The organism is Roseovarius sp. S88 (genome assembly GCF_037023735.1).
Taxonomy (GTDB): domain Bacteria; phylum Pseudomonadota; class Alphaproteobacteria; order Rhodobacterales; family Rhodobacteraceae; genus Roseovarius; species Roseovarius phycicola.
In genome coordinates this window covers 2,386,857-2,412,966 of the sequence record NZ_CP146069.1, presented here as the reverse complement: position 1 = coordinate 2,412,966, position 26,110 = coordinate 2,386,857, and the positions used below count along the sequence as shown (strand labels likewise).

The window sequence follows — 26,110 nt, the reverse complement described above, 5'->3', positions numbered from 1 at the left end:
AATCTTAACCCTTGTCCCGAATAGCTTTTTTCTTTTTCAAAATGTCAAAGAGCTTGCGCGCCATGCCCGGTTTAACTTCTTGTCGTGCCCGTGCAATGGCCAGTGCTTCGGGCGCGACGTCGTGTGTGATGACTGAGCCTGAGGCGGTCATGGCGTCGTCACCAACCGTCACAGGGGCCACCAACATCGTGTTGGAGCCAATGAACACACGCTCACCAATCTCGGTGCGATGCTTCATCACGCCGTCATAATTGCAGGTGATCGTGCCCGCGCCAACATTGCTGCCTGCGCCGACGTTGGCATCGCCCACATAGCTGAGGTGATTCACCTTGGCGCCTTCGCCAATCTGCGCGTTCTTAACCTCCACGAAATTGCCGATCCGCGCGTCTTCTGCCAGTTCCGCGCCAGGGCGCAGGCGCGCGTAAGGCCCGACAACTGCACCACGAGCCACATGGCATCCCTCAAGATGTGAGAAGGCACGGATATGGGCCCCGGATTCAACTGTGACGTTCGGGCCAAAGACCACGTTGGGCTCAATAACCGTGTCGCGGCCAACAACTGTGTCAAAGCCGAAATAGACGGTTTCCGGGGCATGCATCGTGACGCCGTTGTCCAAGGCCTCGCTCCGGGCGCGCGCCTGAAACGCCGCTTCGGCCTGTGCCAGTTCGGCGCGGGAATTGACGCCGAGCGTCTCAGCTTCGTCGCAGGCAATCGCGGTGGCCGACAAGCCTCTGCCACGCGCCAGCCCAACAATATCTGTGAGGTAGTATTCACCTGCCGCGTTGTCGTCACTCACGGCGTCAATCAGTTCAAATAAGGTCTTGGCAGAGGCCGAAATAACCCCGGAATTGCAGAATGTGATGGCGCGCGTGGCATCGTCGGAATCTTTGAATTCGACAATCTTTTCAAGCGCATCCTCGCTCATCACAAGGCGACCATAGCGCCCAGGATCAGCTGCTTCAAAGCCTAGAACGACGACATCATGGGTGCTGCGCGCGTCGCGCATCCGGGCCAATGTCTCAGGTGAGATAAACGGCGTGTCGCCATAGAGCACGATCACATCCCCCTCAAAGCCGGCCAGTTCTGGTGCAGCCTGGGCCACCGCATGTGCTGTGCCTTTCTGCTCGGCCTGATGGGCGATGCGCGCGTCCTCATCATAGGCGCGCGCGGCTTTTCCGACCAACTCCGCGCCATGACCCGTCACCACGACCGTATGCTCAGGCGCAAGCGATGCCCCGGCGCGCATGGCATGCACCAAAAGCGGCGCGCCCGCCACATGGTGCAACACCTTGGGCAGGTCTGATTTCATGCGCGTTCCCTGACCAGCGGCCAGGATTACCAAAGCTGTACTCATCCGCGTCCTCGTTCCTCTCGGGCTTGCACGTTTTATAGGTTCGCAGGTGTCGCGCAAGGTCGCAGCCCATCAAAGTTGATTGCGGGATGTGACAAAGCCGTGCGAAAACCCGCCGAAAGCGTGGGTTACAAGACCGGATAAGGCCCTTAAAGAGCGGTGAAAGTATGACAACAGTGGTGTTTGATCTTGACGGAACTCTGGCGGACACAAGCGGAGACCTGATCGCGGCGGCCAATGCGTGCTTTCGTCAGATGGGTGTCGGTGACATGCTTAATCCTCAAAATGACGCCGCGACCGCCCTGCGCGGGGGTCGGGCGATGCTCAAACTTGGGCTGTCCCGACTGAACCGCGCAGAGGATGAGGCCGAGATTGACCGTTACTATCCTGTGCTGCTTGAGGCCTATGGTCAGGCGATAGACCATCATACGGTGTTTTACCCCCGCGCAATGGAGACGGTCGAGACGTTGAAACAGAGCGGCTACAAAGTGGCGATTTGCACCAACAAGCCCGAAGGTCTGGCGCGGCAACTCATGACAAGCCTTGGGGTTCTGGAGGATTTTGGCGCGCTTGTGGGGGCCGATACCTTGCCTGTGCGCAAACCGGATGCCGAGCCTTTGCGCCACGCGGTGCGGCAGGCAGGCGGCGATCCCGCGCGCTGTCTTTTGGTGGGCGATACGGTGACCGACCGAGAAACATCGCGTGCGGCGGGAGTGCCATCGGTTCTTGTGACCTTCGGGCCAGGGGAAGACGATGTGCGCGCGCTGGAGCCTGAAGCCACCATCGACCGGTTTGAAGATTTGCCGGGCGTCGTGGCGCGGCTTTTGGGATGACTTGACCCGACAGGGCACATAGGCGGATAGTTTGACCATGACCGAAGTCTTCAAAGGCAATTTTACCCAGCAGGAACCGATCCCTGACGAAGGGATTTCGGCGGCGCTTGATGTGCTCAAATCCGGGCGCTTGCACCGCTACAATCTTGACCCCGGTGATGTGGGCGAAGTGGGGCGTCTGGAGCAGGAGTTTGCCGCCTCTGTGGGTGCAAAGTACTGTTTGGCTGTGGCCTCAGGTGGATACGCCATGGCGACGGCTTTGCGCGCGATTGGGGTACAGCCCGGTGACAAGGTGCTCACCAACGCCTTTACGCTGGCCCCCGTGCCCGGCTCGATTGCCAGTGTGAACGCTGTGCCGGTGTTCGTGGGCGTGACCGAGAACCTGACGATTGACCTCGATGATCTTGAGGCCAAGGTGGATCAGGTCTCGGTGCTGATGCTGAGTCATATGCGCGGGCATCTGTGCGATATGGATCGGCTGATGGCGATTTGTGATGCTGCCGGGATCACGGTGATTGAGGACTGCGCGCATACGATGGGGGCCTACTGGCGCGATGTACCTTCGGGACGATTCGGCAAAATAGGCTGTTATTCGACGCAAACCTACAAGCATATGAATTCTGGCGAAGGCGGGTTTTTCGTCACCGATGAGGATGAGGTGATGGCGCGCGCCATTATCCTTTCGGGGTCTTACATGCTCTATGGTCGTCACGGCACGGTGCCGCCCGATGAGGTGTTTGAGCGCGTGAAATACACCACGCCGAATGTGTCGGGCCGCATGGATCATCTGCGCGCGGCTATCCTGCGCCCACAGCTGGCGAGTTTGGATCAGCAGTGCAAGGCGTGGAATGCGCGGTACAAGGCGGTGGAAGAGGGGCTGCGCAACACGCCGGGTTTGACGGTTGTCGACCGGCCAGAAGAGGAGACCTATGTCGGGTCTTCCATTCAGTTCCTGCTGCTGAATTGGAGCACGGAAGCGGTGAACGACGTTGTGGCCCGCTGTGCGGCGCGCGGCGTTGAACTCAAATGGTTTGGCGGGGCGGAACCCACCGGCTTCACCAGCCGCTATGATAGCTGGCGCTATGCGCCGTCGGAGCGAATGCCAGAGTCGGATCGCATCCTGCGTGGCATTCTCGATATGCGCCTGCCGCTGACCTTTTCGCTGGAGGATTGCGCGCTCATCGCCCGGATCATCCGCGCCGAGGTTGGTGCAGTTTGGCAAGGTCAGCAAGCGGCGGAGTAAAGCTGTTCATCTTCAGAGAGATGGACTGAATTTTCTGTAACCTGCCTGCACAGGATTGACCTGTCACGGGTCTTGCCGTATTTAAATGAACAAGTGTTCAATAAATACCAGGAGCGCCTGCCAATGTTTAACGCCGTGATGAAATTCGACTTGGGCGAAGACGTGCTTGCGTTGCAGGACATGGTGCATCGTTGGGCGCAAGAGCGTGTAAAGCCGATGGCGGCGGAAGTCGACCGTTCTAATGCGTTTCCCAATGAGCTTTGGCGCGAAATGGGTGAGTTGGGTCTTCTGGGGATAACAGTGTCAGAGGAGTATGGCGGCGCCGGGATGGGCTATCTGGCGCATGTGGTTGCGGTCGAGGAAATCGCCCGCGCCTCGGCCTCCATCTCGCTCAGCTATGGGGCGCATTCCAATCTTTGCGTCAACCAGATCAAGCTCAATGGCACCGACGCGCAGCGCGCCAAATATCTGCCTGGGCTGGTCAGCGGTGAACATGTCGGTGCGCTGGCCATGTCTGAGGCGGGCGCGGGCAGTGACGTGGTGTCGATGAAGCTGCGCGCCGAGAAGCGGAATGATCACTATCGTCTCAATGGCAACAAGTACTGGATCACCAATGGCCCGGATGCCGACACATTGGTGGTCTATGCCAAGACCGACCCCGAGGGAGGCAGCAAAGGGATCACCGCCTTTCTCATCGAGAAATCCATGACCGGATTCTCAACAAGCCCGCATTTCGACAAGCTGGGCATGCGCGGGTCGAACACCGCTGAGCTGATCTTTGAAGATGTTGAAGTGCCCTTCGAGAACGTGCTGGGCGAAGAGGGCAAGGGCGTGAAGGTGTTGATGTCCGGCCTTGACTACGAACGCGTCGTGCTGGCCGCCATTGGCCCGGGCATCATTGCGGGCTGCATGGATGAGGTCATGCCCTACATGGCCGAACGCAAGCAGTTTGGCGAACCTATCGGGAATTTCCAGCTTATGCAGGGCAAGATGGCCGATATGTACGCTGCGATGAATTCCGCACGCGCCTATGTCTACGAATGCGCCAAAGCCTGTGATCGGGGTGAAGTGACCCGCCAAGACGCCGCTGCCTGTTGTCTGTACGCCTCTGAGGTCGCGATGACCCAGGCGCATCAGGCGGTGCAAGCCATGGGCGGCGCCGGGTTCCTTGCCGACAGCCCCGTGGCGCGGCTCTTCCGCGATGCCAAGCTGATGGAGATCGGAGCCGGCACGTCGGAAATCCGCCGCATGCTTATCGGTCGAGAGCTTATGGGGGCTATGGGGTGATGTCCCGTATGATCTTCCTGCCCTTTGTCGGATTGGTCCTGCTGACCGCCGTGCTTGCCTTCTTACTGGGTGGGCGGATGGCCAGCACGACTGAGACCGAAGTGATTGAAAGGGTGGCGAGGCTTTATGTAGGTGAGGTTGGCGCGGACGCAGACCGGACCGATTGCCGGGCGGTTCCGGCGCAGTCGGACGGGCTTTGGCTGGTGATCACCTGCGCGCCTGCTGATTCAGCAGGGTTTGAGTATTTCATCGACCGGTTCGGTCGGATTGCAGATCGAAAACCTGTCGGTGGGGAGGCTTGAGAGCAGATCATGCTGACACGCGCGCCCTATGAAGACCTAAGACAAACTTTCCGTTGGGACCTGCCCGAGCGGCTGAACATGGCCGGGCAGGCCTGTGATCGCTGGGCAAATGAGGACCCGGAGCGCACGGCGATTATCGACCTAACCGGACCGCGCCGTGATATCAGCTTTACCGAACTGCGCGGGCTCGCGGATAGCCTTGCGCATGATCTTGTGGCGCGGGGCGTGCGGCGCGGGGATCGTGTTGGCGTCCTGCGATCGCAAAGCGTGTGGTGCGCCGCAGCGCATCTGGCGATCTGGAAGGTGGGGGCCATTTCCATTCCGCTCTTCAAGCTCTTTCGTGAGGATGCGCTGACCAGCCGGGTGCGCGATGCAGGTGCCAAATTCATCGTGACTGATGCCGAAGGCGTGGGGATGCTCGAACCTTTACCCGAGATCACGCCACTTGTGCCCGAAGAGATGGATCTGCCTAGAGCGGCTTTTGAGACGGCGGCAGCAGGTCCGGACGATCCCGCCACGCTCATTTACACCAGCGGCACCACTGGCAGCCCAAAGGGCGCATTGCACGGTCATCGTGTTCTGACGGGTCATCTGCCCGGCATGCAGATCAGCCACGATTTTCTCGACCATCCTGACGACTGCCTCTGGACCCCTGCCGACTGGGCCTGGATCGGGGGGCTGTTCAATATCCTGATGACCGGCCTTGCGCTCGGCGTGCCGGTGGTGGCCTCTCGCCTGCCGAAGTTTGAGGTGGACGCGTGTGTGAACATTATTCGGGAAGCGTCTGTTAAGAATATATTTTTCCCTCCAACGGCCTTGCGCATCTTGAAAGCGGCGGAGTGTAAAATCCCCGGCCTCAGAACCGTGGCAAGCGGGGGTGAGCCACTTGGCGCGGAAATGCTCGACTGGGGGCGCGAGGCGTTTGGTCTGACGATCAACGAATTTTACGGTCAGACCGAATGCAATCTCGTGGCGGGCAGTTGCAGCAGCCTGTTTGATCCCAATCCGGGGTGCATCGGAAAGATCACACCGGGCCATGAGGTGGCGGTAATTGATGCCGATGGACACCCGACACTGGACGAAGGTGATGTTGCTGTGCGCCGTGGCTCGGCCAGCATGATGCTGGAATACTGGAACCGGCCTGAGACCACGGCAGAGAAGTTTGTCGGGGACTGGATGCTGACCGGGGACCGAGGGGTCTGGGATGGCGACTACTTGCGGTTTGTGGGGCGCGAGGATGACGTGATCACCTCTGCGGGCTACCGGATTGGCCCGGCGGAAATCGAAGATTGTCTGCTGACCCATGATGCGGTGGCGACTGTGGGCGTGGTGGGCAAGCCGGATGAATTGCGCACGGAGATCGTGAAGGCCTATGTTGTGCTAATGCCGGACTACGATGCGAGCGATGATCTGGCGAAAGAATTGCAGGAATATGTCAAGCAACGTCTGGCAAGCTATTCATATCCAAGGGAAATCGGGTTTCTGGATGTCTTGCCAATGACCGTGACTGGCAAGGTCATTCGCAAAGAACTCAAGGCGCGCGCGACGGCGGAGGTTGGTGAATGACGGCCAGGCGCGCGCCCTTAACTGCGTTCTTGATTGCGCTCTTCTGCGGTGCAGGTACGGCTTTGGCCAGTGAAGAGCCTTTGCCTGATTTTGCCGAATGCATGGCGGCGGAGATTGCGCGCTACGAGCAAGCTTTGCAGATCATTGCGCCCAGCGAGGCCCAGAACGCGGGCTTTCCACTGGCCGAGGTGGGCGGCGTTGAATTCTGCGGCACGGTCGGCATTGTGATTTGTGACCGGTCCGAGAACCCTTTGGGATGCCAGCGTGCGCTGGCGGTTGAGCAGGACATTTTGCGTGCGCGGGTGTTGGACCAGTTGCCCGCGCCAATCCAGGACGATGCGACCGACAGTTTTGCGCAGCAGCTTTATGGCACCACATGGGCTTTGGCGCATGGCATGTCAGCGGGACAGGATTGTGCAGGGTATCAGCCGCAGCTTGAGATGTGGTGCCGCGCGCGAGAGGCCAATGGTCGGCTGCGCGCTGCTGTCATGGCCTGGCGGGTCGCGCGTCACCTGGGCACCGTGCCGCCGGCGGCAGAGGCAGGCTGGATTGCCGATGCGCGCCCGCAGCGCCCTCGTTTGCGTCCGGGAGAGGGCGAATGACAGATCAGGCGCTCCAACAAAAAAGGGCCAGCCGAGAGGCTGACCCTAATGTGCGGGTAAATGTGATCAAGCGATCAGAATTTCAGCACATAGGCCACGCCGAAGATAAACGGGTCGATGTTGACCGTTCCAATAGGCGCGCCGTTTACCGAAACATCCGTGTCGATGTCGATCCAGCGCACATCTGCGCGCAGGGCACCGCGGTCACTCAAAGCGACATCCACACCAGCGTGCAGGGCCAGACCAAAGGAATCGTCGAGGTCAAGCGCAGCGCCGGCCAGCGCCCCTTGTGTCGATTCGTCAAAGAAATGCGTGTAGTTCACACCGACACCGACAAACGGCGTCAGGTTCGAGCTGTTGGTAAAGTGGTACTGCAGCGACAAGGTGGGCGGCAGGTGTTTGGTGTCCCCGATCTGCCCAGCCCCAGCAAGGTTGATGTCATGCTCAAATGGCCAGGCCACAAGCAGCTCCAAACCGATGCGGTCGGCAATGAAGTACTCAAACGTCAGGGTCGGGCGAATGTTGGCATCCACGTCGATCAGGCCAGCCGCCGTTGTGCTGCTGGAGCTATCGGGTGTCACCGAGTGCAAGCCGAACCCAAGCGTGAAGTCGCCTTGCGATTGCGCAAAGGACGGGGCGGCCGCGCAACACAGCGCAGTGGTGAGGGTCAAGGCAGTCAGTTTTGTCATTTCGTTTCCCATCTTACTAGTCTGTTTCCGAGTCTGCCGCACCGCAGCATCCGACACTTTGATTCATGTCAAAACCTATTGCGAACAGAGGTTTGTTGCCTTTTTGCAACGCCGAAAAACTGGCCTGACCGTTTGGCCGCAGGAAAGGTCATCAGATGAAACTGCAATCGCGCGTGTTGAGCACATCAGTTGAGTTCCAAACCAATGTCGCCGCGCATCAGGCCGCGCTGGCCGAGATCGCCGAGGCCGCCGCACTGGCCGCCGCAGGCGGCGGAGAGACATCGCGCGAGCGGCATTTGAGCCGGGGTAAAATGTTACCGCGAGATCGTGTCGCGGGACTATTGGATCCGGGCAGTCCGTTTCTGGAGGTCGGTGCCACGGCCGCGCATGGGCTTTATGATGGCGCTGCTCCCTCAGCCGGGGTGATTGCCGGGGTTGGCCGCGTGATGGGGCGCGATTGCATGATCCTGTGCAATGACGCCACAGTCAAAGGCGGGACCTATTATCCCATGACCGTCAAAAAACACCTGCGCGCGCAGGAGATCGCGGCGGAGTGTCATTTGCCTTGTGTCTATCTGGTGGACAGCGGCGGGGCCAACCTGCCCAATCAGGATGAGGTGTTCCCAGACCGCGATCACTTTGGGCGGATCTTTTACAATCAGGCTCAGATGAGTGCGAAAGGTATCGCGCAGATCGCTGTGGTCATGGGCTCTTGCACGGCGGGCGGGGCCTATGTGCCAGCGATGTCGGATGTAACGATTATCGTGAAAGATCAAGGAACAATCTTCCTTGCCGGGCCGCCCCTGGTGAAGGCGGCGACAGGGGAGGAGGTCACGGCAGAGGATCTGGGCGGCGGGGATGTGCACACGCGGCTCTCGGGTGTGGCGGATTACCTGGCCGAGGATGATGCGCATGCGCTGGCGCTAGCGCGACGTGCGGTGGGTAATCTGGGTGCGGGTGCCGGGCTGAAGCCCGGCTTACGGCAAACGCCGGAAGAGCCAGCTTATGATCCGGATGAAATTCTGGGTGTTGTGCCTGCTGATCTGCGCACGCCTTATGACATTCGAGAGGTGATTGCGCGGGTCGTGGATGGATCGCGGTTTGACGAGTTTAAGGCGCGGTTTGGCGAAACGCTTGTCACCGGGTTTGCCCATGTCGATGGCTATCCGGTGGGGTTCATCGCCAACAATGGTGTGCTGTTTTCCGAAGCCGCCCAGAAGGGTGCGCATTTCGTGGAGCTGTGCAGTCAGCGCCGTATCCCGCTGGTTTTCCTTCAAAATATCACCGGTTTCATGGTGGGCCGGAAATATGAGAATGAAGGAATCGCGCGGCACGGGGCCAAAATGGTCACGGCGGTGGCGACCACAGCTGTGCCCAAGATCACCATGCTGGTGGGCGGCTCATTCGGAGCAGGCAATTACGGCATGGCGGGACGTGCCTATCAACCACGGTTCCTGTGGACCTGGCCCAACAGCCGCATCTCCGTCATGGGTGGAGAACAGGCGGCAGGGGTTCTGGCCACAGTCAAGCGCGATGCGATTGAGCGCAAGGGCGGCAGTTGGTCAGCCGAGGAAGAGGCCGCGTTCAAGCAGCCGACGATTGATATGTTCGAGGAACAAAGCCATCCGCTCTACGCCTCGGCTCGGCTCTGGGATGATGGCATCATCGATCCCCGTAAATCGCGTGAGGTGCTGAGCCTCAGCCTGCGCGCAGCCCTCAACGCCCCCATCGAGGAGACCCGCTTTGGCGTGTTCCGGATGTAGAAAAATGCACGTCGGTATTGCGTCGGTATCACGTCGGTATTGCGTCGGTGCCTTCGCGGTCCCGCATCATGAGGTGCTGGCTTGAAAATGGACCCGACCGTCGCCGGATACACGATGCTTTTGCTGCTCGCGCTCGTTGGCGTGGCCGAATGGCTCGCCCCTTGGCATGACCTGAGCGAGCGGGGCTGCAGGCTGGGCTATGTGTATGATGGCGACACGGTTGAGATTGACTGCGGGTCCGAAACCATGACCGCGCGCATCGTTGGGCTGGACACGCCAGAGACCAAAGAGCCGGGTTGTGCGGCAGAGGCTGAGCTGGGCGCCAAGGCCACCGCGCGGCTGCGAGAACTGGTTAAGGCGCGACCGGCCAAAATGGACAGCGTCGGATATGACAAATACGGACGGGTGCTGGCCGAGTTGCAGTTGGGCGGCGAAGACGTGGCCGACATCCTGACGCGCGAAGGTTTGGCTGTGCGCTATGATGGCGGAGCCCGGGTGGATTGGTGCAAGCGGTTGCAGAAAGGCGGATAACACGGTGAGCAATGAGCGTTCTCACTCAGATCCGAAAGGACGGATTGATTTCCGCGGGCCTTCCTCTGCGCTCGTGCGGGTTATCTTCTTGTTGCCTTGCGCCTTTTGGGGTGTGGTGGGCGTCTTTGCCATGACGGCCAAGAGCCTTCTGGGTGCGGGCATCTGCCTTGCGCTTGGCTGGTTCATCTGGGCCGCGTGGCCGGGAAAATACCCGTCCTTGTTCATTGTCCTGATGATGTGGCTGGCCTTTGTCGTGTTGCTGGCCGATCTGCTGTCGGCGTGGACCGCAATGTGGGTCGGGGTATGTGTCGCGGTCATCCTGGCTTTTGCGGTTGTCGTCATGGCCATGCGCATCGGCGCGCCCTGGGGATACGACCGCGCCGCTCGGCTGGCGGCGAGAGGAACGCCGATCCGCGAATGGGAATGGGTGCGGACCGGTGCTGAGTTCGCTGTCAATCACCCCCTGGCGCGGCTTCGCGGTGGGTTGCTTTTGATCGTCGGCTACGTGATCGCGCAATGGGTGTTCGTTCTTGTGAATGCGATCCTGTCTGAAGGCTACTGGCTGACCTGGGCGATCTTTGGGGTCTTCTCAATCCTCAGTGTGACTACAATTTACGCGCTCGGGGCTTTTCGTTCGGGTGCCCGGCAACTGGTCTGGCTGCATCTGATCCTTGGGTTTCCGATCAGCCTGCCGCTTATGGTCTACTGGGCCGATGGGGTGCGGCCCAACCTGATCTATGCACGGCGCTTTGAGCGCCTTGTGCCGCTTGAGAACTCTGGAGCTTAACGATGTTTGACACGATTCTGATTGCGAACCGGGGCGAGATTGCCTGCCGCGTGATGGAAACCGCGCAGGCGATGGGTGTGCGCTCGGTGGCGGTTTATTCCGATGCTGACCGGACAGCGCGGCATGTGGAGATGGCCGATGTGGCTGTGCATATTGGCGGGGCGGCTCCGGCGGAGAGTTATCTGCGCGGCGATGTGATCATCGCGGCGGCCAAGGAGACGGGGGCGCAGGCGATCCATCCGGGCTATGGGTTTCTTTCTGAGAACCCTGACTTTGTGGAGGCGGTCGAGGCCGCAGGGCTGACCTTCATCGGTCCCTCGGCCAAGGCCATACGTGCCATGGGCCTCAAGGATGCCGCCAAGGCGGTGATGGAAGAGGCTGGCGTGCCTGTGGTGCCAGGCTATCACGGAGACACTCAGAACCCTGCATTTTTGGCGGATCAGGCCAAAGAGATCGGATATCCGGTGCTGATCAAGGCTGTGGCGGGCGGCGGCGGCAAGGGCATGCGGCTTGTCGAGCGGCCCGAGGCGTTTGGCGAGGCATTGAATAGCGCGCAGGGCGAGGCAAAAACCGCCTTTGGCAACGAGGCGGTACTGATTGAAAAATACATTCAGCAGCCACGCCATATCGAGCTTCAGGTGTTTGGCGACGGCAAGCGTGCTGTGCATCTTTATGAGCGGGATTGTTCGTTACAGCGGCGCCATCAGAAGGTGATCGAGGAAGCTCCGGCACCGGGCATGACCGACGAGGTCCGTGCGGCCATGGGTGCGGCAGCGGTGCGCGCGGCTGAGGCGATTGGCTACAAAGGCGCGGGCACGGTAGAGTTCATCGTTGATGGCTCTGATGGTCTGCGTCCCGACGGGTTTTGGTTCATGGAGATGAACACGCGGCTGCAGGTCGAGCATCCGGTGACCGAGGCGATCACCGGCGTCGATCTGGTAGAGTGGCAGTTGCGGGTGGCCGCCGGGGAGGGTCTGCCGAAAAAACAAGAGGATCTGTCGATCAACGGGCATGCCTTTGAGGCGCGGCTTTATGCCGAGGATGTGCCCAAAGGGTTCCTGCCCGCGACCGGGCGGCTGGCGCATCTGGCCTTTCCCGAGGGCACACGCGCCGATACCGGCGTGCGCAGCGGTGATGAGATCAGCCCGCATTACGACCCGATGATTGCCAAGATCACCACGCATGGCCCGACGCGCGCGGTGGCTTTGCAACGGCTTGACGCGGCTTTGGCGCACACGCAGGTGGCAGGTACGGTGACCAATCTGGCCTTTCTGGGGGCATTGAGCCGCCACAGGGGATTTGCTTCTGGAAACGTTGATACAGGGCTGATTGCACGGGACCTGGACAGCCTTGTGGACATGGATGACGCCACTCCACAAGACATTGCGCTGGCCGTTCTTTCTGCTGCGGGTTTGCTGGAAGTGCAGGATACTGCAACCGGCTTTACCCTATGGCAGCCACTCAATCGGCAGATCATCCTGCGCCATGGCGAGAAGGAGATCACCGCGACACTGCGCAGCCTGTCATGTGTGGCCCATGACATAGAGGTGGATGGTGAGACAATCGAAGCACGTTGCCATGGCGGGCGCTGGATGCTGAGTGGTGCGGTCGCCCCACCCGTGGTGGCCACGGGTGATTTGATCACGGTTTTTGCGCAATACGGACTGGCATTTCACCGTGTCGACCCGCTTGACCGAGACATGCAGGCAGCAGGTCACGCAAGTCTGATCGAGGCTCCTATGCCGGGGCTATTGAAGGCGCTTTTTGCAAAGGCCGGGCAGGTGGTGCAGGCGGGCGACCGGCTGGCGGTGCTGGAGGCTATGAAGATGGAGCACAGCCTGCTGGCTCCGCGTGACGGCGTGGTGGCCGAGGTTTTGGCCAGCCAAGGCATGCAGGTTGAGGCAGGCGCGGCGCTTATCAAACTGGCTGACGAAGATGAGGCGGCGGCCTGAGGATCACCATGGCAGATTACGTAGAAATCTTCGAGGTTGGGCCACGTGACGGTCTGCAGAACGAGCCGGGCGAGATCGATGTGGCCGACAAAATCGCGCTGGTGGATTGCCTGAGCCGCGCTGGGTTTCGGCGCATCGAGGTGGCCAGTTTCGTTAGTCCCAAATGGGTGCCGCAGATGGCGGGCTCGGCCGAGGTTTTGGCCGGGATCACACGGGCACCGGGGGTGTCTTATGCCGCACTCACGCCCAATATGCGTGGCTTTGAGGATGCGATGGCGGCAGGGGCCGATGAGGTGGCGATTTTTGCGTCGGCCTCCGAAGGGTTTTCCAAGGCCAATATCAACGCCACCATAGCTGAGAGTCTGGAGCGGTTTGCCCCTGTGGCCGAGGCGGCGCATGCGGCGGGTGTGCCGGTGCGCGGGTATGTGTCTTGTGTCAGCGAGTGTCCCTATGACGGGCCGGTCGCACCCTCCGAGGTGGTGCGCGTGGTCACAGCACTGCGCGAGATGGGGTGCTATGAGATCTCGTTGGGCGACACGATTGGCCGCGCGACCCCTGAACGGATTGATGCGATGCTGGCCGAAGTGATTAAAGCCGTGCCTGCTGCACAACTGGCAGGACATTTCCATGACACGTCGGGACGGGCGGTGGAGAATGTCGAAGTGGCCCTTGGCCATGGCCTGCGGGTGTTTGATGCGGCTGTTGGCGGTCTGGGTGGCTGCCCTTATGCGCCAGGCGCGGCGGGGAATGTGGCGACCGAGACGGTGCATGACCGGCTGGTTGCGCTGGGGTATGAGACCGGGCTGGACCGTGAGGTTCTGACCAAGGCGGCCAGGATGGCGCAAACCATGCGCGGCGGGGCAATCGCATGAAAGCACTTTATCGCGCGGCAGAGCGGCTGATGGCGATGGATGACGCCACATGGGCGCGCCATGCTAACCCGATGTCGGCCTATACGCGGTTTACCGTGCTGCCGCTCTTGGTTCTGGCGATCTGGTGTCGCGTCTTTCTGGGCTGGTGGGCCATTCTGCCTACGGCGCTGGTCCTGCTCTGGGCTTGGATCAACCCGCGGGCGTTCCCGCCGCCGGACAATCTTGACAACTGGGCCTCGCGTGGCGTGTTGGGCGAACGGGTGTTCTTGAACCGGCGAGAGGAAGTGGCCGCCCATCACCGGGCCTGGGCCGATGGTTTGGCTTGGGCCAGCCTTCCGGGCGTTATCGTTCTGGTGATCGGGTTGATCTGGCTGGAGCCATGGTGGACGGTGTTCGGCATGGTGTTAGCCGTGGGACCAAAAGTTTGGTTCGTGGACCGGATGGTCTGGCTTTATGGCGATTGGTTGCGCGACACAGGTAAGGAGTTGGGCGATGTATGAGGCGATTTCTATAGAGCGCGATGTGCGGGGCGTGGCGACGCTCTGGCTGGACCGGGAAGACAAGCACAATGCCCTGTCGGGCCAGATGATTGCTGAGTTGGCCGACGCGGCACGGGTTCTGGGGCAAGACCCTGACCTGCGCGCCGTGGTGCTGGCAGCGAAGGGTAAGACGTTCTGTGCAGGCGGCGATCTGGGCTGGATGCGCGATCAGTTTGAGGCCGATACCGAGACGCGTCGCCGCGAGGCGCGCAAACTAGCCGAGATGCTGCAGGCGCTCAACACGCTGCCCAAACCGCTCATTGGCCGGGTGCATGGCAATGCCTTTGGCGGCGGCGTGGGGTTGATGAGCGTGTGTGATGTGGTGGTTGCCGCCGATCACGTGGCGATGGCCCTGACCGAGACGCGTCTGGGGCTGATCCCCGCCACGATTGGACCCTATGTCGTGGCCCGTATGGGCGAGGCCAAGGCGCGGCAGGTCTTCATGTCAGGCCGCCGGTTTGATGCAACCGAGGCGATGGCGCTCAACCTTGTGGCGCGCGCCGTGCCGGTGGCCGAGTTGGATGATGTGGTCGAGGCTGAGGTCGCACCTTACCTGTCCTGCGCGCCTGAGGCTGTGGCCCAAGCCAAGGCCCTGACGCGCCGGTTGGGGCCGGTGATAGATGATACTGTGATCGACCACACAATTGACGCGCTCGTGGCCTGCTGGGCCGGGGAAGAAGCGCAACACGGGATTGGGGCGTTTTTTGCCAAAGAAAAGCCGCGCTGGGCTGAATAGTGGCTCTGGTGTCGTGTCCTTGGGCGCGCTCATATTCTTGATTATGCGCAAGTGTTTATCGCACGAATGACACGTTAATCTTGGTTAACTTTTCTGCCTGACCGGCAGATGCGTCAATTTCCCCTGACAGATTGTCCGGTTTATGTGCAGCTTCGGTTGACCCGGCAAAAAGGCGGGGGTAAACCCGATGATGTATTAAAGAGAGCCATCTTGATGCGCAGACGGGTGCGCATGAAAGGAGCCACATCGTGGAAGAGATGCTGAGGGAGTACCTTCCGGTCCTTGTTCTTCTGGCCATCGCCATCGGTCTTGGAATTGTTCTGATCCTCGCTGCGGTCGTTCTGGCCGTCCGAAACCCCGATCCCGAAAAGGTCAGCGCGTATGAATGCGGGTTTAACGCGTTCGATGATGCGCGGATGAAATTCGATGTCCGGTTCTATCTGGTGTCGATCCTGTTCATCATCTTTGACCTTGAAATCGCGATGCTTTTCCCCTGGGCCGTGGCTTTCGCGGATATCTCGATGGCGGCCTTCTGGTCGATGATGGTGTTCCTGGCGGTGCTGACCGCCGGATTTGCCTATGAATGGCGCAAGGGGGCGATGGAATGGCAGTAGCGACCGGAGAAAACTTTGCAGGTGCGGACCGTGAGGTCGCCACGCAGGACCTGAACCGCGAGCTTCAGGACAAGGGCTTTCTGCTGACCTCGACCGAGGATATCATCAACTGGGCGCGCACCGGATCGCTGCACTGGATGACATTCGGTCTGGCCTGTTGCGCGGTTGAAATGATGCACACCGCCATGCCGCGCTATGATCTGGAGCGCTTTGGCACAGCCCCGCGCGCCAGCCCGCGTCAGTCGGACCTGATGATCGTAGCAGGTACACTAACCAACAAGATGGCCCCAGCCCTGCGCAAGGTTTATGACCAGATGCCAGAGCCGCGCTATGTGATCTCCATGGGATCCTGCGCCAATGGTGGCGGCTATTATCACTATAGTTACTCGGTTGTGCGCGGCTGCGACCGGATCGTGCCGGTGGATGTGTATGTACCCGGCTGCCCGCCCACGGCAGAAGCGCTGGTCTATGGCATCTTGCAGCTGCAACGGAAAATTCGCCGGACAGGGACGATTGTGCGGTGACGGGCGTGGTTGTCAGAAATTGGGAAGCTGCGGTGGGGCGTGCAGATATTGATGCATGGATCAACACCTTCCGCGACCGTGTTCTGCCCAACATGCAGGCTTTGGACGGGTTCCTGGATGTGACGTTTTTGACTAAGCGTGACGGTGACCCCTGTCACGTGAAGGTGCTGACGCGGTGGCGCAACATGGCGGCCATCACGGCCTTTGCTGGCGATAACCCAGCACAAACAGTTCTACCGGATTTCATGGCGCCGTTTTTCAAGTCTTACGACGCAGAAGCGACCTTCTATGATGAAGTGCTTCGGGAGGAAGCGAATGACTGAAGCTTTGCGCGAACTGGGGGCTCATATCGAGGCCAAGCGCACCGATTGTGTGCTGAGCTGGGACGTGTCCCATGATGAGCTGACGATGGATGTGGCGCTCTCGAACCTTGTGGGGTTTGTCGAGTTCCTCAAGACCGATCAGACCTGTCGCTTTTCAACGCTGGTGGACATCACCGGTGTCGATCATCCTGACCGGCCCAAGCGGTTCGACGTCGTGTACCACTTTCTGAGCATGTATCAGAACCACCGTATTCGCCTGCGGGTGAGCATTCGCGACGAAGACATGGTGCCGTCGATCACAGAAGTGCACCCCTCGGCAAACTGGTTCGAACGCGAAGTCTTCGACATGTTCGGCATTCTGTTCAGCGGGCACCCTGATCTCCGGCGCATCCTGACCGATTACGGTTTTCGCGGCTATCCGCTGCGCAAGGATTTCCCGACCACGGGCTACACCGAAGTGCGCTACGACGAAGAGCAAAAGCGCGTTGTTTATGAGCCTGTGAACCTGGTGCAGGAGTACCGGCAGTTTGACTTCATGAGCCCCTGGGAGGGGGCGGAATATATTCTGCCGGGCGATGAGAAGCAGGAGGAGGCGAAGTGATGGACGGTGGTTCGCACCCCGATCATGACGCCGTACGTGCGCAGGCGCTGGCTTATTGCCACGGCGTCTACAAGGCGCAGCCTGAGGTTTTTGAAAAGCTCTGTCACGATGCGTTTCATATGGTGTGTGCCGACGGGCCGGAGCTGCAGGTCTGGGACAAAGCGGCCTATCTGGCGCGTGTCACCGCCCGAGATGCGGCTGATGGCGACACAGTCTATGACATCGAGACCATTGAAGTCGATGGCGATATGGCGCGGGTGAAGCTGCGTGTCGGTGTGCCGGGTGTTCTTTACGAAGATTACCTTGGGTTTGCCCGTGTGGCCGGCGAATGGAAATTGATCAACAAACTGTTCCGGACTGCAGACAGTTCGGCGCAGCAAGGATGAGGTGAACGCAATGGACGGCACCAAAGGCTTTGATGACGCGCTGACGGGCGAGCAGAAGATCCGCAATTTCAACATCAACTTCGGCCCGCAACATCCTGCAGCCCATGGTGTTTTGCGGCTTGTACTTGAGCTGGATGGCGAGGTGGTTGAGCGCTGCGACCCGCATATCGGCCTGCTTCATCGCGGCACTGAAAAGCTGATGGAAAGCCGGACCTATCTGCAGAACCTGCCCTATTTTGACCGGCTGGATTACGTCGCGCCGATGAATCAGGAACATGCCTGGTGTCTGGCGATTGAAAAGCTCACGGGCGTTGAGGTGCCGCGCCGGGCGAGCCTTATTCGTGTGCTTTATTCCGAGATTGGCCGGATTTTGAACCACATTCTGAACATCACCACACAGGCGATGGATGTGGGGGCGCTCACGCCGCCGCTTTGGGGTTTTGAAGAGCGTGAAAAACTCATGGTATTCTATGAGCGGGCCTGTGGCGCGCGTCTTCACGCGGCCTATTTCCGCCCCGGTGGTGTGCATCAGGACCTGCCGCCAGAACTTCTCGACGACATTGAGACCTGGGCGCATGAATTTCCCCGCGTGATCAACGATCTGGACGGGCTTCTGACGGAAAACCGCATCTTCAAACAGCGCAATGCCGATATCGGCGTCATCACTGAACAAGACATCCTGGACTGGGGCTTTTCGGGCGTGATGGTGCGAGGGTCTGGTTTGGCTTGGGATTTGCGTCGTGCGCAACCCTATGAATGCTATGACGAATTTGAGTTCCAGATCCCCGTTGGTAAAAATGGCGATTGTTACGACCGTTATCTGTGTCGAATGGAGGAAATGCGTCAGTCACTAATGATCATTCTTCAGGCGATCGAGAAACTGCGCGCGCCCGAAGGTCAGGGCGATATCCTGGCACGGGGCAAGATCACTCCGCCGAACCGCGCCGAGATGAAAACCTCGATGGAGGCGCTTATCCATCACTTCAAGCTTTACACCGAAGGGTTCAAAGTGCCCGAGGGTGAGGTTTATGCCGCCGTGGAAGCGCCCAAGGGCGAATTTGGCGTCTATCTGGTGTCTGACGGCACCAACCGGCCGTACCGGGCCAAGATCCGGGCGCCGGGATACCTGCATCTTCAGGCGATGGATTACGTGGCCACGGGGCATCAGTTGGCCGACGTGGCGGCGATCATTGGCACGATGGATGTGGTGTTTGGCGAAATTGACCGGTGAGGGGACAGCTGGCATGGCGTTAACGAAGATCAAGGTAGTACTGGCCACGAGTGGCGCGTTGGCGCTGGCTGGCTGTGCGGTTCCGCCACAAGGAACCACAGCACAGGACGTGACCAGCTTTGAGGCGGCTGTGGCCAGCATCGGCTGTGTGCTTCACACCGAGGCGGATTACTTGCCGGTTGAACTTCAGACCGGGCTGACGCGGGAGCAAACCCAGTCGATGGCGGCTTATGTGCTGACCGCGAAACGCGCCGTTCGGCTTGAGAATGGCGGTGTGAAACTGACGACAGGAGCCTGCGCCTAAATGCTACGCCGTCTTCATCATGATCAGCCCGAAAGCTTTGCATTCACAAAGGCCAACCAAGCCTGGGCCGAGGCGCAGATTTCCAAATATCCTGAAGGACGTCAGGCAAGCGCGATCATTCCGCTGTTGTGGCGCGCTCAGGAGCAGGAGGGGTGGCTTTCCCGTCCGGCGATTGAGGGTGTGGCCGACATGCTGGGCCTGGCACATATCCGGGCGTTGGAGGTGGCCAGCTTTTACTTCATGTTTCAGATGCAACCTGTTGGTTCCGTGGCACATATTCAGATTTGCGGCACGACGTCCTGCATGATTTGCGGGGCAGAGGACCTGATTGGCGTCTGCAAGGAAAAGATTGCCGCCAACCCGCACCAGATCAGTGAAGACGGTAAACTGAGCTGGGAAGAGGTGGAATGCCTCGGGGCCTGCGCCAACGCGCCTATGGCGCAAATCGGCAAGGATTATTACGAAGATCTCACCGCCGAACGGTTTGGCGAGATGCTTGACGAGCTGCGCGCGGGCAAAGTGCCGGTGCCGGGGCCGCAGAATGGGCGGTATGCCTCTGAACCGCTGAGCGGTCTGACCAGCCTGACCGAATATGACAGTGGCAAGACCAAGTATAACGCCAGCGTGCAGCTTGCGACTGATATTGGCGACACGGTCAAGCGCATTGACGGGACCGAGGTGCCGCTTATTGCGCCATGGCGCGACAAGGGGGCCAACCACGCGCCGGGAACTTCTAAGGTTAAGGCCTCAGCACCTGCTCCAGTAGAGGCCAAACCGGCGCCCGTGCCGAAAGAACCGGCCAAGAAAGCCGCTCCCAAGGCCAAAGCCGCGGCACCGGCGGCGCAGAAACAGCCCGAAATGCTGAAAGAAGCGCGTGAGGGCGGTGCGGATAACCTGAAAATGATCAAGGGTGTTGGCCCGAAACTCGAAGCCATGTTGCATGGCATGGGCGTGTTCCATTTCGATCAGATTGCAAGCTGGGGTGCCGAAGAGGTGGCCTGGGCCGATGACAACCTGGAAGGGTTCAAAGGCCGGGTCAGCCGGGATGACTGGGTTGGGCAAGCGAAGAAACTGGCGGCAGGAGAAACCACCGACTTCGCTAAGAAGGTCAAAAAAGGAGGCGTCTATGAATGATGCCCCAACCGGTTTGATAGGGAGTTTGAAAGATGAACGGTGACAGTTTTGTAGCGACGTGCAAGTTGGGGTGCTGGGCGATGGGTGTCGGCGCTGGCATTGTCGCGTTGTACCTCATCGCGGGAGAAACCGGTTTTCTGGCCGCGCTTCTGGTAGCGATTGCGCTTGCGGTGTTTCTGGCGCTTGTCTTGCAGCTGCTGTTTTGCTGGCCGCAGGAGGAAGAGGAAGGCAACGAGTATGACGCGTCTGCGGTGCCCACTGCGCCGCAAGGCAAGCCTTTGTCTGCGCCTGTGGCCACTGTTGGTCCGGCTGGTGCGGCAGCGAAGCCTGCGCCAAAGCCCAAAGCCAAGCCAAAACCCAAGCCAGCGCCGAAAGCCGAAGTCACACCCGACTATGACGGCGATGGGGTTCTGGAAGGCGAGAACGAAGGCACGCGCCCTTCTGGCCTCAAGGCAGCGCGTGGCGGCAAGGCGGACAACCTCAAAGAAATCAAAGGTGTGGGCCCCAAGCTTGAGAAAATGCTCAACGAGATGGGCTTTTATCACTTTGACCAGGTTGCTGCGTGGAGCGCGAATGAAATCGCTTGGGTTGATGCCAATCTGAAAGGCTTCAAAGGCCGGGCGTCACGCGACAATTGGATCGAGCAGGCCAAAATTCTGGCCGCGGGTGGTGAGACGGAGTTTTCCAAGCGCGTGGGCAAAGGCGACGTGTACTGAATGAGCGATATGGATGAACGACAAAGACGCATTGTCGAAGAAAGGCCGACGCGCCGGGCTGGTGATTGCCGGCACGGGCGTGTTTTGGGTGTTGGTTACTCTCATCGGCGAGAAAGAGGGCTTCAGCGTGCAGCTGCGGCTGCTTTTCGATGTACTAGCGCTTTGCGGGTTCATCTTTGCGTTTTGGCTGATTTATCAAATCTGGCGCGACAGCCGGGGTAGTTAGGGATTTACGGGATGCTGCAGGATCAGGATCGTATCTTTACCAACCTTTACGGGATGCATGACCGCAGCCTCAAAGGAGCCAAGGCGCGGGGCCATTGGGATGGCACCGCCAAGATCCTGCAGAACGGGCGGGATTGGATCGTGGATCAAATGAAGGCCTCGGGTCTGCGTGGGCGCGGCGGGGCGGGCTTTCCCACGGGGCTCAAATGGTCCTTTATGCCAAAAGAAAGCGATGGGCGACCCGCCTATCTGGTGGTCAATGCCGACGAATCCGAACCGGGCACCTGCAAAGACCGTGAAATCATGCGGCATGACCCACATACCTTGGTTGAAGGGTGTTTGATCGCCAGTTTCGCGATGCAGGCGCATGCCTGTTACATCTATATTCGTGGCGAGTATATCCGCGAGAAAGAGGCGCTTCAGGCCGCGATTGATGAGGCGTATGACGCCGGTCTGATTGGCAAGAACGCTTGCAAATCGGGCTATGATTTTGACCTCTACCTGCATCACGGGGCCGGGGCCTATATTTGTGGTGAGGAAACAGCCCTCCTTGAAAGTCTTGAGGGCAAAAAGGGCATGCCGCGTATGAAGCCGCCGTTTCCGGCCGGGGCGGGGCTCTATGGCTGTCCGACGACCGTGAACAACGTAGAGAGCATTGCCGTTGTGCCCACCATCCTGCGCCGTGGGCCGGAGTGGTTTGCCAGCTTTGGACGGCCCAACAATTCGGGCACCAAGATTTTCGCCGTCTCGGGCCACGTAAACAATCCCTGCGTCGTCGAAGACGCCATGTCGATCAGTTTTGAAGAGCTGATCGAGAAACATTGCGGCGGCATTCGCGGCGGTTGGAGCAATCTCAAGGCGGTTATCCCGGGTGGCTCATCGGTTCCGTGTGTGCGCGGCGAGAACATGAAAGACGCGGTGATGGATTTCGACGCGCTGCGCGAGGTGGGATCCTCGCTCGGCACGGCGGCAGTGATCGTGATGGATCAGAGTACCGACATCATCAAGGCGATCTGGCGGCTGTCGAAATTCTACAAGCACGAAAGCTGTGGTCAGTGCACGCCGTGCCGTGAGGGCACAGGCTGGATGATGCGGGTCATGGACCGGCTGGTCAAAGGTGAGGCCGAGATCGAGGAGATCGACATGCTGTTTGATGTGACCAAACAGGTTGAAGGTCACACGATCTGTGCGCTTGGCGACGCGGCAGCGTGGCCCATTCAGGGGCTGATCCGGAATTTCCGTGATGAGATCGAAGATCGGATCAAAGCGCAAAAGACCGGTAAGGTCAGCGCAGTGGCGGCGGAGTAGAGCATGGAAGCATTCGCAGAATACGGGCATGCCATCGCGTCGGTCGCCTTAACCGTGGTTTTCGGGCTTGTGATGAGCCCGCTTGCCGCCATGCGCAAAACCGGGGCCGGGCTGGCACCGGGGGCTGAGCCGGAGGCGGATTACGGCAGTTCGGTTTTTCGCTGGCATCGCGCTTATGCGAATCTGTCTGAAACCATGGGGTTCTTTGTAGCATCGGTGGCTGCGGCCATTCTGGCAGGGGCCGATCCGTTTTGGGTAAACCTTCTGGCTTCGGTGTTTTTCGTCAGCCGTCTCGTTCTGGCTTTTGTTCACATAAAGGGTATCGGTAAGCCGGACATGAGCGCGCGGTCATTTCTTTACGTTGCAGGCTGGCTGGCCTGTATCATTTTGTGCCTGATGGCAGTTCTGGCGGTGTTGTGATGCGTCATGTGGCAACCATAAAGCGTTTCGAGTTTCGCTCGGTATTTATCCTGAGCCTGCTGATACTCAGTTTCATCTTGTCGGCCTGCGCGCGCAAAAACGAACGCATTCTCTTTGATGGTAACTTTTACAAATCCCGTGCCAAGCACACCTCGGATGACCGTCAAAGTTTCCGAGTGAAAGTGTCTCGCGCCAATCAAGGCCTCAATGGTGCGCGCGCCGCCGGAGAGCATGAGGGCAATCGCTATTGCATCGAGAACTTTGGCACTTCGGAGATTGAATGGGTCAATGGGCCGGATGCCGATGAAACGGCTTTAAATTTTGACGGCAACACGCTTGTTCTGAGTGGTAGGTGTATTCTTTGGTGACTTTCTCTTTCATATCAGAGGTTTGGTCGGTGTGTTATTGCATATCACACGCGCCCGGAACCATCTGCGTTGCAGATGGGGCGGCGGATGGTCCGTGCCCTGATCTTGTGACAAGAGGAGTCATCCAATGAAGTGGGTATCGAGCATTGTTTTGAGTGCGGTCATTGTGGTTTCAGCAGGATCCGCGCAGGCTGGGCTGGAAGAAGAGCAAGACATTAATCAAGGGCTTTTGGTGATCGCGGCTGCGGATAAAATTCGCCGCGCCTGTGACAGCATAAGTGGACGTCTTTTCAAGGCGCGGTCCTATGCCAATGCACTCAAGGATGCGGCCTCGGATCGTGGCTACAGCGATGACGAGATTGACTCCTATATCAACGACAAGGCGGAAAAGGCGAAAATGCGCGAACGGCGCAACGCCTATTTCAAATCCAAAGGCGCCAGCAATCTTGATGCCCAGAGCCTGTGTGTTCTGGGTCAGCAGGAAATCGCAGGTGGCACGCAAATCGGCCAGTTGTTGAGGACCAAGTGACGATCGGGGCGCGCATATCCTGTCTCGCAGCCCTGGCAACGGGGCCGCTTGCGGCATGTGATGCAGCGCCCGATCAAGACGCGGCCTGTTACGGCAAGTCTGAAACCATTGAAGGCACCAAGGCCTGTGTTACCCTGATCCATGAAGAGGGCTGTAGGGGCTTTGGTGCCTTCGTTCATCCCGATACTGTCAGTCGGCAAGGTGCGGCCCGCGCCGCGCTTGGGCTGGCACAAACCCATTGCGCGCAGGCCTTTGGTCTGCGGGCTGATCCCAACCTGACAGTCCAAAAGGGCGGCTGGGCGGTGCCCGGTGCCTGGGAAATCACAGGAAACTGCATATGAGCGATCTTCGCAAAATCATCATTGATGACCAGGAAGTGGAAGTGGATGGGGCGATGACCCTGATCCAGGCCTGTGAAGTGGCGGGTATCGAGATCCCGCGCTTTTGCTACCATGAACGGCTGTCGATTGCGGGCAACTGCCGGATGTGCCTTGTTGAGGTCGTCGGCGGGCCGCCGAAACCGGCGGCGTCTTGTGCCATGCAGGTGCGTGATTTGCGGCCCGGACCCGAGGGACAGCCTCCGGTCGTCAAGACCAACTCGCCGATGGTCAAGAAGGCCCGCGAAGGGGTCATGGAATTCCTGCTGATCAACCATCCGCTCGATTGCCCGATCTGCGATCAGGGGGGCGAATGTGACCTGCAGGATCAGGCCATGGCCTATGGTGTAGATTTCTCGCGCTTCCGTGAAGCCAAACGGGCGGTTGAGGATTTGGATCTTGGGCCACTTGTCGAAACACATATGACCCGCTGCATTTCCTGCACGCGCTGTGTGCGCTTTACCACTGAGGTCGCGGGCATCACGCAAATGGGCCAGACAGGCCGGGGCGAGGATGCCGAGATCACGTCCTATCTAGGCGAGACGTTGGACAGCAATCTACAGGGCAACATCATTGATCTTTGCCCGGTTGGGGCGCTGGTGAGCAAGCCTTATGCCTTTACCGCGCGGCCCTGGGAGCTGACCAAGACGGAAACCATCGACGTGATGGATGCGTTGGGGTCGAACATTCGCGTCGACACCAAGGGACGCGAAGTGATGCGCATCCTGCCGCGCAACCATGATGGCGTGAACGAGGAATGGATTTCCGACAAAACGCGCTTTGTCTGGGATGGTTTGCGTCGTCAACGTCTAGACAAACCTTACATTCGCGAGAATGGCAAGCTGCGCCCGGCCAGCTGGGGTGAGGCGCTTGGTGCCGCAGCCGTGGCGATGAAGGACAAGAAAGTTGCCGGTCTCGTCGGGGATCTGACCTCCGTCGAGGCGGCGTTTGCACTGAAGCAGCTGGTCGAGGGTCAATGCGGGTCAGTTGAGTGCCGCACGGATGGCGCAAAGCTGCCTGCAGGCAATCGTTCAGCCTATGTGGGCACGGCCGCGATTGAGGATGTCGACGTGGCTGACAAAATCCTGCTGATCGGCACAAATCCGCGCCTGGAAGCTCCTGTGCTCAACGCGCGCATTCGCAAGGCCTGGAGCCAGGGGGCGGATGTGGTGATGGTCGGCGAAGCGGTCGATCTGACCTACGACTATGAGCATATGGGAACTGACCGTGCGGCGCTGGCCCATGTGGCTGGTTTGGATATGTCCGAGCTCAAAGACAAGAACTGCATAGCTATCGTTGGTCAGGGTGCCCTGACCGGCGAGGATGGTGCGGCTGTATTGGCCACGGTTCAGGGCATTTGTGAGAAGTCAGGCGGCAAGATGCTTGTCCTGCATACCGCGGCCGGACGTGTTGGAGCGATGGATGCTGGGTGTGTCTTCGAAGGCGGTATTTCAGCCGCGCTCGAAGGCGCCGACGTGGTCTACAACCTTGGTGCCGACGAGATCGAAATCGCGTCAGGGCCTTTTGTGATCTATCAAGGCAGCCATGGCGACCGTGGCGCGCACCGGGCTGACATTATTCTGCCGGGCGCGGCTTATACAGAAGAGCAAGGGCTCTTCGTGAACACCGAAGGGCGTCCGCAACTGGCGCTTCGGGCGGGGCATCCACCGGGCGAGGCCAAGGAAAACTGGGCCATCTTGCGCGCGCTTTCGGGCGAAATGGGATCGGCCCTGCCGTATGACAGCCTTGCGCAACTGCGTCAGGCGCTCGTGGCCGAGGTGCCGCATCTGGCGCAGGTGGACGATGTGCCGGAAAACGCGTGGACCGCAGTGCCGGCGGGCAAGCTGGACAAGGGCGTTTTGCAATCGGCAGTGGGTGATTTCTATCTGACCAACCCGGTTGCCCGTGCTAGCCAACTGATGGCCGAACTGAGCGCCAACGCCAAAGTACGCCAGTCTGAGCCGGTGGCGGCAGAGTGATCCCGATTGCGTCACATA

The 26,110-nt window shown here is 59.5% G+C and carries 31 protein-coding genes; 29 read left to right on the top strand and 2 right to left on the bottom strand.

Annotated elements, in window-relative coordinates:
* Positions 1–4: 4 nt before the first annotated feature.
* A complete protein-coding gene (gene glmU / locus RZ517_RS12230) occupies positions 5–1,354 on the bottom strand; it encodes a bifunctional UDP-N-acetylglucosamine diphosphorylase/glucosamine-1-phosphate N-acetyltransferase GlmU (RefSeq protein ID WP_338548491.1) in 1,350 nt (449 codons plus the stop codon).
* Positions 1,355–1,518: 164 nt separating this feature from the next.
* Between glmU and RZ517_RS12225 the strand changes: the two genes are divergently transcribed.
* The 6 genes from RZ517_RS12225 (at position 1,519) to RZ517_RS12200 (ending at position 7,184) form a co-directional block, all read left to right on the top strand.
* A complete protein-coding gene (locus tag RZ517_RS12225; protein WP_338548490.1) occupies positions 1,519–2,184 on the top strand; it encodes an HAD-IA family hydrolase in 666 nt (221 codons plus the stop codon).
* A gap of 37 nt (positions 2,185–2,221) precedes the next feature.
* Positions 2,222–3,427, top strand: coding sequence for a DegT/DnrJ/EryC1/StrS family aminotransferase (locus RZ517_RS12220; protein WP_338548489.1), 1,206 nt, complete (start codon positions 2,222–2,224; stop codon positions 3,425–3,427).
* A 123-nt stretch (positions 3,428–3,550) separates the two neighbouring features.
* Positions 3,551–4,714 carry an isovaleryl-CoA dehydrogenase gene (locus RZ517_RS12215; RefSeq protein WP_338548488.1) on the top strand — a complete coding sequence of 388 codons (1,164 nt, stop codon included), beginning with the start codon at positions 3,551–3,553 and terminating at the stop codon, positions 4,712–4,714.
* A complete protein-coding gene (locus tag RZ517_RS12210) occupies positions 4,714–5,016 on the top strand; it encodes a hypothetical protein (protein ID WP_338548487.1) in 303 nt (100 codons plus the stop codon). The genes RZ517_RS12215 and RZ517_RS12210 overlap by 1 nt, the downstream gene beginning before the upstream one ends.
* Before the next feature lie 9 nt (positions 5,017–5,025).
* Positions 5,026–6,582 carry an AMP-binding protein gene (locus RZ517_RS12205; protein WP_338548486.1) on the top strand — a complete coding sequence of 519 codons (1,557 nt, stop codon included), beginning with the start codon at positions 5,026–5,028 and terminating at the stop codon, positions 6,580–6,582.
* Complete coding sequence (locus RZ517_RS12200) at positions 6,579–7,184, top strand: hypothetical protein (RefSeq protein WP_338548485.1); 606 nt, start codon at positions 6,579–6,581, stop codon at positions 7,182–7,184. The genes RZ517_RS12205 and RZ517_RS12200 overlap by 4 nt, the downstream gene beginning before the upstream one ends.
* Before the next feature lie 74 nt (positions 7,185–7,258).
* Here RZ517_RS12200 and RZ517_RS12195 read toward each other — a convergent pair whose 3' ends face one another.
* Positions 7,259–7,873: an OmpW/AlkL family protein gene (locus tag RZ517_RS12195; protein WP_338548484.1), complete on the bottom strand. Its 615-nt coding sequence runs from the start codon at positions 7,871–7,873 to the stop codon at positions 7,259–7,261.
* A 155-nt stretch (positions 7,874–8,028) separates the two neighbouring features.
* Here RZ517_RS12195 and RZ517_RS12190 point away from each other — a divergent pair, with 155 nt between their 5' ends.
* The 23 genes from RZ517_RS12190 to nuoG all read left to right on the top strand — a co-directional run bounded on the left by RZ517_RS12190 (position 8,029) and on the right by nuoG (position 26,092).
* On the top strand, positions 8,029–9,636 hold the full coding sequence (locus RZ517_RS12190) for a carboxyl transferase domain-containing protein (RefSeq protein ID WP_338548483.1): 1,608 nt from the start codon (positions 8,029–8,031) through the stop codon (positions 9,634–9,636).
* Positions 9,637–9,723: 87 nt separating this feature from the next.
* Positions 9,724–10,167, top strand: coding sequence for a thermonuclease family protein (locus RZ517_RS12185; RefSeq protein ID WP_338548482.1), 444 nt, complete (start codon positions 9,724–9,726; stop codon positions 10,165–10,167).
* 4 nt (positions 10,168–10,171) lie between these two features.
* Entirely contained in the window at positions 10,172–10,954 is a 783-nt protein-coding gene (locus RZ517_RS12180; RefSeq protein WP_338548481.1) for a hypothetical protein, read from the top strand.
* A 2-nt stretch (positions 10,955–10,956) separates the two neighbouring features.
* Positions 10,957–12,906: an acetyl/propionyl/methylcrotonyl-CoA carboxylase subunit alpha gene (locus RZ517_RS12175; RefSeq protein WP_338548480.1), complete on the top strand. Its 1,950-nt coding sequence runs from the start codon at positions 10,957–10,959 to the stop codon at positions 12,904–12,906.
* Positions 12,907–12,914: 8 nt separating this feature from the next.
* A complete protein-coding gene (locus tag RZ517_RS12170) occupies positions 12,915–13,778 on the top strand; it encodes a hydroxymethylglutaryl-CoA lyase (RefSeq protein WP_338548479.1) in 864 nt (287 codons plus the stop codon).
* On the top strand, positions 13,775–14,278 hold the full coding sequence (locus RZ517_RS12165; protein WP_338548478.1) for a DUF6653 family protein: 504 nt from the start codon (positions 13,775–13,777) through the stop codon (positions 14,276–14,278). The genes RZ517_RS12170 and RZ517_RS12165 overlap by 4 nt, the downstream gene beginning before the upstream one ends.
* Positions 14,271–15,053 carry a crotonase/enoyl-CoA hydratase family protein gene (locus tag RZ517_RS12160; RefSeq protein ID WP_338548477.1) on the top strand — a complete coding sequence of 261 codons (783 nt, stop codon included), beginning with the start codon at positions 14,271–14,273 and terminating at the stop codon, positions 15,051–15,053. Before RZ517_RS12165 ends, RZ517_RS12160 begins: the two co-directional genes overlap by 8 nt.
* 248 nt (positions 15,054–15,301) lie before the next feature.
* On the top strand, positions 15,302–15,667 hold the full coding sequence (locus tag RZ517_RS12155) for an NADH-quinone oxidoreductase subunit A (protein ID WP_317057763.1): 366 nt from the start codon (positions 15,302–15,304) through the stop codon (positions 15,665–15,667).
* Positions 15,658–16,191 (top strand): NuoB/complex I 20 kDa subunit family protein, encoded by a 534-nt coding sequence (locus RZ517_RS12150; protein ID WP_317057764.1) that lies wholly within the window; start codon positions 15,658–15,660, stop codon positions 16,189–16,191. Before RZ517_RS12155 ends, RZ517_RS12150 begins: the two co-directional genes overlap by 10 nt.
* Positions 16,188–16,514 carry an antibiotic biosynthesis monooxygenase gene (locus RZ517_RS12145; RefSeq protein WP_338548476.1) on the top strand — a complete coding sequence of 109 codons (327 nt, stop codon included), beginning with the start codon at positions 16,188–16,190 and terminating at the stop codon, positions 16,512–16,514. The genes RZ517_RS12150 and RZ517_RS12145 overlap by 4 nt, the downstream gene beginning before the upstream one ends.
* The gene (locus tag RZ517_RS12140) at positions 16,507–17,115 is read left to right on the top strand and encodes an NADH-quinone oxidoreductase subunit C (RefSeq protein ID WP_338548475.1); all 609 of its coding nucleotides are present in this window, start codon (positions 16,507–16,509) and stop codon (positions 17,113–17,115) included. Before RZ517_RS12145 ends, RZ517_RS12140 begins: the two co-directional genes overlap by 8 nt.
* Complete coding sequence (locus RZ517_RS12135; protein ID WP_338548474.1) at positions 17,115–17,501, top strand: nuclear transport factor 2 family protein; 387 nt, start codon at positions 17,115–17,117, stop codon at positions 17,499–17,501. The genes RZ517_RS12140 and RZ517_RS12135 overlap by 1 nt, the downstream gene beginning before the upstream one ends.
* 10 nt (positions 17,502–17,511) lie before the next feature.
* Positions 17,512–18,732, top strand: a complete 1,221-nt coding sequence (locus RZ517_RS12130) for an NADH-quinone oxidoreductase subunit D (RefSeq protein WP_338548473.1) — start codon at positions 17,512–17,514, stop codon at positions 18,730–18,732.
* A 13-nt stretch (positions 18,733–18,745) separates the two neighbouring features.
* Positions 18,746–19,036: a hypothetical protein gene (locus RZ517_RS12125; protein WP_338548472.1), complete on the top strand. Its 291-nt coding sequence runs from the start codon at positions 18,746–18,748 to the stop codon at positions 19,034–19,036.
* Positions 19,037–20,170: an NADH-quinone oxidoreductase subunit NuoE gene (gene nuoE / locus RZ517_RS12120; protein ID WP_338548471.1), complete on the top strand. Its 1,134-nt coding sequence runs from the start codon at positions 19,037–19,039 to the stop codon at positions 20,168–20,170.
* A 32-nt stretch (positions 20,171–20,202) separates the two neighbouring features.
* Positions 20,203–20,886, top strand: coding sequence for an NADH:ubiquinone oxidoreductase (locus RZ517_RS12115; RefSeq protein WP_338548470.1), 684 nt, complete (start codon positions 20,203–20,205; stop codon positions 20,884–20,886).
* A 13-nt stretch (positions 20,887–20,899) separates the two neighbouring features.
* The gene (locus RZ517_RS12110; RefSeq protein ID WP_338548469.1) at positions 20,900–21,112 is read left to right on the top strand and encodes a DUF5337 domain-containing protein; all 213 of its coding nucleotides are present in this window, start codon (positions 20,900–20,902) and stop codon (positions 21,110–21,112) included.
* A gap of 11 nt (positions 21,113–21,123) precedes the next feature.
* Positions 21,124–22,419 (top strand): NADH-quinone oxidoreductase subunit NuoF, encoded by a 1,296-nt coding sequence (nuoF, locus tag RZ517_RS12105; RefSeq protein WP_338548468.1) that lies wholly within the window; start codon positions 21,124–21,126, stop codon positions 22,417–22,419.
* A 3-nt stretch (positions 22,420–22,422) separates the two neighbouring features.
* A complete protein-coding gene (locus RZ517_RS12100; protein WP_338548467.1) occupies positions 22,423–22,839 on the top strand; it encodes an MAPEG family protein in 417 nt (138 codons plus the stop codon).
* On the top strand, positions 22,839–23,207 hold the full coding sequence (locus tag RZ517_RS12095; protein WP_338548466.1) for a hypothetical protein: 369 nt from the start codon (positions 22,839–22,841) through the stop codon (positions 23,205–23,207). Before RZ517_RS12100 ends, RZ517_RS12095 begins: the two co-directional genes overlap by 1 nt.
* A gap of 127 nt (positions 23,208–23,334) precedes the next feature.
* Positions 23,335–23,736, top strand: a complete 402-nt coding sequence (locus RZ517_RS12090; RefSeq protein WP_338548465.1) for a DUF5333 domain-containing protein — start codon at positions 23,335–23,337, stop codon at positions 23,734–23,736.
* Positions 23,733–24,077, top strand: coding sequence for a hypothetical protein (locus RZ517_RS12085; protein ID WP_338548464.1), 345 nt, complete (start codon positions 23,733–23,735; stop codon positions 24,075–24,077). Before RZ517_RS12090 ends, RZ517_RS12085 begins: the two co-directional genes overlap by 4 nt.
* A complete protein-coding gene (nuoG, locus tag RZ517_RS12080) occupies positions 24,074–26,092 on the top strand; it encodes an NADH-quinone oxidoreductase subunit NuoG (RefSeq protein WP_338548463.1) in 2,019 nt (672 codons plus the stop codon). The genes RZ517_RS12085 and nuoG overlap by 4 nt, the downstream gene beginning before the upstream one ends.
* The last annotated feature ends 18 nt before the right edge of the window (positions 26,093–26,110 follow it).